The organism is Pedobacter sp. SYSU D00535 (assembly GCF_017355855.1).
In the GTDB taxonomy this organism is placed as follows: Bacteria; Bacteroidota; Bacteroidia; order Sphingobacteriales; family Sphingobacteriaceae; genus Desertivirga.
In genome coordinates this window covers 1,057,994-1,066,460 of sequence record NZ_JAFEWD010000001.1, presented here as the reverse complement: position 1 = coordinate 1,066,460, position 8,467 = coordinate 1,057,994, and the positions used below count along the sequence as shown (strand labels likewise).

6 protein-coding genes are annotated in these 8,467 nt (G+C 45.8%); 5 read left to right on the top strand and 1 reads right to left on the bottom strand.

The genetic code is table 11. From position 1 onward, the window contains the following. From J4N23_RS04335 to J4N23_RS04325, 3 genes are all read left to right on the top strand, one after another. Positions 1 to 2,786, top strand: a 2,786-nt coding sequence (locus J4N23_RS04335) for a gliding motility-associated C-terminal domain-containing protein (RefSeq protein ID WP_207425768.1), incomplete at its 5' end; no start/stop codon positions are given. 22 nt (positions 2,787 to 2,808) lie between these two features. Beyond that, positions 2,809 to 3,813 (top strand): type IX secretion system membrane protein PorP/SprF, encoded by a 1,005-nt coding sequence (locus J4N23_RS04330; protein WP_207425767.1) that lies wholly within the window; start codon positions 2,809 to 2,811, stop codon positions 3,811 to 3,813. A gap of 17 nt (positions 3,814 to 3,830) precedes the next feature. Then, positions 3,831 to 5,759, top strand: coding sequence for an OmpA family protein (locus tag J4N23_RS04325; protein ID WP_207425766.1), 1,929 nt, complete (start codon positions 3,831 to 3,833; stop codon positions 5,757 to 5,759). 592 nt (positions 5,760 to 6,351) lie between these two features. On the opposite strand, the gene J4N23_RS04320 is transcribed toward J4N23_RS04325, so the two are convergent. Then, complete coding sequence (locus tag J4N23_RS04320) at positions 6,352 to 7,329, bottom strand: GlxA family transcriptional regulator (RefSeq protein WP_207425765.1); 978 nt, start codon at positions 7,327 to 7,329, stop codon at positions 6,352 to 6,354. A gap of 137 nt (positions 7,330 to 7,466) precedes the next feature. On the opposite strand from J4N23_RS04320, the gene J4N23_RS04315 reads away from it, so the two are divergent. Both J4N23_RS04315 and J4N23_RS04310 read left to right on the top strand, forming a co-directional pair. Beyond that, entirely contained in the window at positions 7,467 to 7,889 is a 423-nt protein-coding gene (locus J4N23_RS04315; protein WP_207425764.1) for an SRPBCC family protein, read from the top strand. 114 nt (positions 7,890 to 8,003) lie between these two features. Further along, positions 8,004 to 8,408 carry a glyoxalase gene (locus J4N23_RS04310; RefSeq protein ID WP_207425763.1) on the top strand — a complete coding sequence of 135 codons (405 nt, stop codon included), beginning with the start codon at positions 8,004 to 8,006 and terminating at the stop codon, positions 8,406 to 8,408. The last annotated feature ends 59 nt before the right edge of the window (positions 8,409 to 8,467 follow it).

The following is an 8,467-nucleotide window of genomic DNA, read 5'->3' as shown; positions in this document are numbered from 1 at the left end:
CGAATGTAACCGTAGAAGGAGCTTCCACGGGAGCGATCGATATTACGGTAACTGGAGGAACCAGTCCTTATACCTACAGCTGGAGCAATGGGGCTACTACAGAAGACCTGACAGGTCTTGCTGCAGGGACGTATATGGTCACCGTAACTGATAAAAACAATATTACTGCTACCACTTCAGCTACAATTACAGAACCTTCTGGGGCACTAGCTGCAACCGTTACCTCCAAGACCGATGTGTTTGTAAAAGGGGCCTCCACGGGAGCAATCGATATTACCGTAGCAGGCGGAACTGCTCCTTATACGTATGCCTGGAGTAACGGTGCTACCACAGAAGATCTGACTGGTCTTGCAGCAGGAACGTACACGGTGACTGTGAGCGACAAGAATGGTATTACAGCTACTACTTCAGCTACTATCACAGAGCCATCTGGGTTACTTGCAGCAACCGTTACCTCTAAGACAGATGTAGCGGTAAAAGGCGCATCCACAGGAGCAATCGATATTACCGTAACAGGAGGAACTGCTCCTTATACGTATGCCTGGAGTAACGGTGCTACCACAGAAGACCTGACTGGTCTTGCAGCAGGCACGTACACGGTGACTGTGAGCGACAAGAATGGTATTACAGCTACTACTGCAGCTACTATCACAGAGCCATCAGCATTACTGGCAGTAAGTGTTACTTCCAAGACCGATGTGTTTGTAAAAGGAGCTTCCACCGGAGCAGTCGATATTACCGTAACTGGAGGAACTGCTCCTTATACCTATAGCTGGAGTAACGGTGCTACGACAGAAGACTTAACAGGTGTATCAGCAGGAACATATACCGTTACCGTAACTGATAAAAATGGAGTAGCTACCACAGCAAGTGCTACTATCACAGAACCATCTGCACTGCTGGCAGCAGTCGTAACTTCTAAGACAGATGTAACCGTTAAAGGAGCTTCCACCGGAGCAGTCGATATTACGGTAACGGGCGGAACTAGTCCTTATACCTATAGCTGGAGTAACGGTGCTACAACAGAAGACGTAACAGGTGTACCAGCAGGAACTTATACACTTACTGTTACTGATAAAAACGGAGTAAGCACCACAGCAAGTGCTACTATTACAGAACCATCTGCACTGCTTGCTGCTACCGTTACCTCTAAGACAGATGTAACGGTGAAGGGCGCATCAACCGGAGCGATCGATATTACGGTAACAGGCGGAACGAGTCCTTATACGTATAGCTGGAGTAACGGAGCTACAACAGAAGACTTAACAGGTGTATCAGTAGGAACATATACCGTTACCGTAACTGATAAAAACGGAGTAAGCACCACAGCAAGTGCTACTATCACAGAACCATCTGCACTGCTGGCTGTTACCGTGACTTCTAAAAATGATGTAACGATAAAAGGTGCTTCCACAGGAGCGGTAACAATAACAGGATCAGGCGGAACGGGCCCTTATGAGTATAAGATAGGAACCGGAACTTACCAGTCCAATGGAACATTTACAGGCCTTCCAGCCGGTACATATATCCTCGCCGTAAAGGATGCAAACGGTATTACTGAAAGCACTTCCGTAACTATTGGGGAACCAGCAGCAGCACTAGCCCTGGTAATAACAGCCAAAACTGATATTACTGTTAAAGGTACGTCCACTGGAAGTCTGACTGTATCAGCCTCCGGCGGAACGGCTCCTTACGAATACAAAATCGAGAACGGCGCTTACCAAAGCAGCGCTACCTTCTCTAACCTGGCCGCCGGCACTTACACCATCACTGCGAAGGATGCTAACGGGGTAACGAAGACCACAACTGCCACTATTGCAGAGCCGGGTGCGAACCTAACGGTTGCAGTAACTTCCAAAACAGACATCACAGCCTTTGGAGGATCAACAGGAGCGGTAACAGTAGCTGGCTCAGGTGGCACAGGTCCTTATGAGTATAAAATTGGAACCGGCGCGTACCAGAGCAGCGGAAGCTTTACAGGTCTTCCGGCAGGAACATACACGGTAAGCATAAAAGATGCAAACGGTGTTATAGCAACTACAACCGTTGTTATTACTCAGCCTTCAGCAGCACTTAGCCTGGTGGTCGCATCTAAGAGCAATGTTACTGTACACAATGGAGCGAATGGCTCAGTTTCGCTTACAGCTGCAGGCGGTACAGGTCCGTACGAGTACAAGCTGGGTAATGGTAATTTCCAGTCCTCAGCTTCCTTCAATGGCTTAGTTTCCGGAACATATACTGCAACTGTAAGAGATGTTAATGGCCTTCTCGCTTCTGTGAACTTTACGATAGAACAGCCGCAGCAGCTCACTATTGCTCTCGATTACAAAAAGGATATAAGCGGCGGCGACTTGAGCAGTGGTGCTATTAAAGTAAAGGGTGCAGGAGGTACAGGCCCTTATACCTATAAGCTTGGAGACGGTCCATACGGAAGTTCAGATACTTTCGAGAACCTCAAGCCAGGTAAGTATACCATCACTATAAAGGATGCACAGGGAGTTACCCAAACGATCGAAGTGACTATTGACGGTGCAAGTATAGCTAACGTGTTCACGCCTAACGGAGACGGTAAAAACGATGCCTTCGTGATTGCCGGCCTGGAGAATTATGACCGCGCAGAGCTTACGATATTCAATCGCTGGGGAAGTGAAGTGTACCGTAATAACAACTACAACAACACCTGGGAGGGATCCGGCTTAAATACGGGCACTTATTATTACATCATCAAACTCAAAAAAGGAAATAACGAAGATATCCGTAAGGGTTGGGTTCTTCTGAAAAGATAGACAGTGGAGGTTTCAAATCGGTATGTATAGAAATAAAAATTTTTTGTTGGGCATCGTCCTGTTTCTGGCAGGAGCAGGAGGTGCCAAAGCGCAACAAACCATCCAGTTTACGCAGTACATTTTCAATTCGCTTAGTGTAAACCCTGCTTATGCAGGATATAAGGAGGAATGGTTTGCCCAGATGGCGCTCCGCAAGCAATGGGCCGGGATTGAAGATGCGCCGAATACGGGCCAGATCTCTCTCGACGGAGTCCTGGATCCAGAAAGGAAAAGAATGGGCCTTGGACTGCAGATCGGTGCGGATAAGCTGGGTGCCCAATCTACCACCTCTCTGTACCTGAACTACGCATACCGCCTTCAGCTAAATGAGGAAGATACAAAACGACTTTCTTTCGGCATTGGTGCCGGATTAAGTCAGTACGCTTTGGACTATAGCAAATTAAACCCTATCGACGGGGGAGACCAGTATGCCACGCAGGGAGAATCGAGCAACTTTGTTCCGGACTTCCGTTTCGGGATCTACTATTATTCCCCCAAATGGTATGCGGGAGCATCGGTGCTGGATCTGCTCGCAAACGGAACAAACGGTTCTATCAGCAGCGACGAACTTTCTCAGGGAGCGATCAAGCATAAGAGGCATGTATATTTCCAAACAGGAATGCTCTTTAACCTTAATCCTGAAATTAAACTGCGTCCCAGCCTGCTTGCGAAAGAAGACTTTAAAGGACCCACCAGTGTGGACCTAAACACCATGCTTATTTTTAAGGAACGGATTTGGATCGGAGCGTCTTACCGCACAAGCGCTAAGTTGTGGGAGAAGAAGTTTGAAGACGGCCTGAAAATAAGTAAAGCAAGCTCGATAGCAGGTGTTGCACAGCTTTTTATCTCAGATGCATTTCGGGTAGGCTATTCGTACGACTACTCCATGAATCAGCTGAATGATATCGAAAGTGGCTCGCATGAGATCACTCTGGGATTGACGCTGGCGCGCAGATCCTATAGATTGTTAAGTCCCCGATTTTTTTAATGACAGATCCTTTCAAAATGAAAGCTAAAGTTTTATATCTGCTTACAGCCCTCTTCCTGGGAAGTATGAATGTCTTTGCGCAAGATCAGCCAGGCCTTCGCGAGAAGGCTGACCTCTTGTATCAAAAATACCAGTACGCAAAAGCGGTTGTACTTTATAATAAGCTCGCAGAGAAGAAAAATCCCTACCTGGGAGACCTCGTACATCTCGCAGATTCCTACAGGAAAATGAATGACTACGAAGCCGCCGAAAAGTGGTACGCCCAACTAGTAGCTCACCCGAAAAGTAACAATGAGCATCTTCTTGCTTATGCGGAAGTTTTAAAACTGAACGCAAAATACAGTGAGGCAAAGCAGATTTTTCAACGTTATGCTTCCAACACAGGAAAGGAACAAGATCGGGCTATTGCAGCCTGTGATTCAGCGGAGAAGTGGATGCAGTCTGAGGGAGCTTATGAGCTGAAAAATGAAGAGCTCCTCAATACACCGCGCTCTGAGTTCTCCGTATTTTCGGCTAAGGACCGCATTTATTATACGGGGGAACCGGGAGAGGAAAAGGGAGAAACCTACGGGTGGACAGGAAACAGCTTCTTAAAGATCTTCAGTGCTGAAAAAACAGGTGGTAAAGTAGCTGACCCGGTTCTGAGTCAGGAAGTATTTAATCAGCAGCAATTCCACTCCGGCCCGCTTGTGAGTAATAAAGCAGGCACTGTGTTCATGGTCACCCGTACTTCTAATGATACCGACGGGAAGGCGCGGGGAGAGGCAAAGCATCCGACCAGGCGGCTCGAGCTCATCATCTATGAGCATAACGAGGTAAGCAATAGCTGGACAGCGCAGCCATTTAAATACAACAGTAAACAGTATTCAATAGGACATGCCGCTCTTAGTACCGACGAAAAGACCTTGTATTTTTCTTCGGATATGGCTGGTGGTTTTGGTGGCGCAGATCTCTGGTTCTCACAGTTGCAGCCGGATGGTTCCTGGGGAGTGCCGCAAAATTGTGGAGCTGCCCTGAACACGGGTTCTGACGAATTATTTCCAACTATTTCTTCGGAGGATATGCTGTATTTCTCGTCCAAAGGACATCCGGGAATGGGAGGGCTGGATATATTCAGCAGTAGAGGTGCAGGTAAAGACTGGAGCGCTCCCTTAAATCTTAAATACCCCGTTAACTCATCAGCGGATGATTTTAGCTTTATCGAGACCCCGACAGCCACAGGCGCTACCGGCTTTTTTTCCTCCAACCGAAAGGGCGGTAAGGGCAGTGACGATATCTACTCATTTAGCTACACTGCACCTCCTAAATTTGCACTTGCGCTGAAGGGACAGGTTGTTAATAAGCAAGATGGCACAGCGATAAAGGGGGCGAAAATCTCTGTATTCCAGAACGGTGAGTTCCTGAAGGATTTGGATGCAGGTGCCGAACAGGAGGATTTCTTTTTAGCGCTTGATAAGAACAATGAATATAAGTTACTGGTGAGGAGAAAAGGCTTCCTGCCGGATTCCGCGACCTTAAGCACCAAGGGAATGAACACTTCGGATACCCTGGATCTTGCACTCAGCCTGGAGCCTTTGCTCGTGAAAGGGAAAACGATTCGGCTGAACAATATTTTTTATGACCTGGGTAAGGACAATATCCGACCGGAAGCGGCCACGGTGTTAAATAGTCTCGAACTTATCCTACGCGAAAATCCTACTTTAAAAATAGAATTATCCTCCCATACCGATAGTCGTGGAAAGGATGCTTCCAACCTGGCCTTATCCCAGCGTCGTGCTCAGTCTGCTGTCAACTACCTGGTAAGCCGGGGGATCGCCAGAGAACGTATGGTAGCTAAGGGCTATGGAGAAACAAGATTGATCAATAAGTGCGGAAAGACGGTTGTATGTCCGGAAGAGGAGCATCAGAAAAACAGGCGCTCGGAGTTTAGGGTGTTGTCGTATTAAAGCAGTCTGGAGAGTGATAGATTCCAATGGTTGAAGTAATGTATCCCATTTGTCCGCGATTAAATCAGGATAGGTAACGCAAACAAGATGGTTCCCAAGAAAAAAAGCGCTGTCAGAATATGAACAACCGGCTTATTGACTTTTAAGAATATAAATTGCTGGATACTTCTTATTGCCCAAAACAAAGAACAACTAATTAAGAAAAGCGCGCCATAATTAGTCTCACTCAGCTGCAATGGGAATAGAAAACAGATGGTAGCGGTGAGAAATAAATAGTAGATAATCTGGATGTTTAAGATCTGCATAATAGCCCTATTTGCAAAATTTAGTCTCCTAAGCTCTGTTCTCCATCTGAACAGCCACCAAAAGGCAATGTGGAAGATACCAAAGATCAAGTTGAATGCTCCTGAAATTAATATGAGGCTTACTTTATCCATTTCTTATCAGGCTTAGGCAAATACAGTCAATAGAACAAAAAAATATAGCAACTTGCCGGTATAACGCATTTTTGCAGGAGCCTGAAGGACGACAAGCATCCTACTTTTCCTAATAGTCCTTTATAATAGCCCCCTTGCTTAAAAAAGTTCAGGTGCTAAATCTCATGGGCCACTCGTGCAAACTTATCCCTGTACTCGATCGGCGTAAGCCCTGTTATCTTTTTAAATACATCTCTAAAGGCCTTTGTATCCGTATAGCCGACGTCGTACATGGTTTCTGTTACATTTTTTCTTGCTGCCTCAAAAAACGTTTTGGCAGCTTCTATCCTTACTCGCTGTATATATTCGAGCGGTGTATTGTTCGTTGCCTCCTTAAATCGCCTTTCAAAAGTTCTGCGGCCGGTATTAATTAAGTTAGCTAAACTTTCAATGGTGATTTTAGTAGCATAGTTCTTCTCAATATAATCCTGAACTTGCTGAATCTCTGTATCACGGTGATTTCTTTGCCCCTTGAATATGGCAAACTGACTTTGACTATCTCTCCCGATATCCAGGGCAAAGTACTTCGAGATCATAATGGCTATTTCTCGGTCAGCGAATTTTTCAACCAGATATAATATCAGGTTCCACAAACTACTCGCTCCGCCACTGCTGTAAATATTATCGTGTTCTGTTATGATGGCGCCATCTTCTACTTCCACCTGCGGGTATCGTTCCTTAAACTCCCTGACATGGGCCCAGTGGGTAGAGCATTTTTTGCCATCCAGCAGGCCGGTTTCGGCCAAAAGAAATGCCCCTACGCATAAGCTGGCCAGACTGGCTCCCTGCTCGTGTAACTTTTTGAAATAAGGGATGGCTGCGGCGTTCGCGGCTATTCCCCTCCCTGTGTCGCCGAAGGTAGGGGGGATAATCAGAAGGTCGGTACTGCTTACCTCTTTCAGCAGCCTGTTGGTTTTTATCGTATACTCGCCATTGTTAGCCGGTACGTACTCGTTCAATCCCACGTACTCAACATCAAAAATCGGCTTTTTACCAAAGGCCGTTAGAAATTCATTTGCCGTGTGAAAGGTTCTGAATGGAGGGGTAACGGCTTCAATCACCCCGTGTTCAGGTACAAAAACTGAAATTCGCATATGGATTAATAGTTTCAGGTTTAAGATAGGATTCTTTTGTCATAATTCACCCCTGACGTTGACATAATCATAATAGATCCGATTGAATATCTTGCCCTAATTTTGATGATAGAAATTAAGATAAAAATCAGAAAAAAATGGCACAAGTAGCAAGAATTATGGTAGAAGCAATAGTAAATGCTCCCATAGCAAAAGTATGGAAGGTTTGGAATACACCGGAAGACATTGTTCAATGGAACACACCTGATCCAAGCTGGCATACGCCAAGTAGTGAGAATGATCTTAGGGTAGGGGGAAAATTTAAACATAGAATGGAAGCCAGGGATGGTAGCTTTGGTTTCGACTTTGAAGGTACATATGACAAAGTAGAACCGCATAAGGAAATCAGCTATACCATGAGTGATGGAAGACAGTCCACTACTTTGTTTACAGAACAAGATGGGAAAACACATATCGAAACCTCATTTGATGCTGAAACCGAGAATGACCCTGAGTTTCAGAAGCAAGGATGGCAGGCGATCCTAAACAACTTTGTGAAGTATGTCGAATCAGCAGCTTAGTGCTGAAGCCAGGTAGAATGCCAATCGTCGGGAAGACTATCCGGCAAGCTGTACCAAAAAGCCCTAACAGGAACAGCTTGCAGAACTAGAGCTTCCTGATCTTTAATTTATTGGATGATGGACGATTTTAGTCGAGATGAGTCAAAGAGCGCGATCTTCATAACCTTCTCCGGGAACTGCAGAAAAGCGCTCACCTTTTATCAAACTCTTTTTGGTGGCGTGTTACATTTTGAAACGTTTGGAACCGAATTAGAAGGTTTCCCCGAACTGCCGGTGGTCAGCGGCTCCCTGCTTTCCAATAAGCTAGCTATTTACGGATCCGATCTTGTACACAGTGAAGGTAGGAAACTTGGGAATTACATCGCCATCTTTTTGCCCTGTCAGGATGTGGAAGACAGAAAGTCCCTGGTGGAGAAATTGAATTTTAATGGAAGGGCTCCCTACCTCAGCATCGATGAGCATCAGAAATTGGTGGAGGTAGTGGATGCTTTTGATGTGCGATGGGTATTGGGCATTTAGCAACAGAAGCTCCTGGTTAGGATGCTCAATCCGAAAAAAAGATACACCCCACAAAACTC